Annotated in this window: 1 protein-coding gene; it reads right to left on the reverse strand. The window is 40.4% G+C overall.

All coding sequences use genetic code 11. From position 1 onward, the window contains the following. On the reverse strand, positions 1-267 hold a 267-nt coding region (locus tag GUI70_RS25775), incomplete at both ends, for a cation:dicarboxylate symporter family transporter (protein WP_161884583.1).

A 267-nucleotide genomic window follows, 5' to 3' on the forward strand; every position in this document is an offset into this window, starting at 1 on the left:
GTTGGCCATAATTGCTAATACACCGTATGGCGTTAAACGTAAGACGAACGTCACAATCGCCATTACTAGTGAATAGATAGCGTCAATCGCACGCTTTAGCAATTCACCATGATCAGGTTGTTTGCGTGCTACGCGTAAATAAGCAAATCCTATAAACGAAGCAAATATCACGACAGCAATCGTGGAAGTTGCACGTTGTCCAGTGAAATCTAAGAATGGATTTTTAGGCAATAATTCCAAAATTTGTTGTGGTAACGTATGTGCTGT

It is taken from the genome of Deinococcus alpinitundrae (assembly GCF_009982895.1).
Lineage (GTDB): Bacteria > Deinococcota > Deinococci > Deinococcales > Deinococcaceae > Deinococcus > Deinococcus alpinitundrae.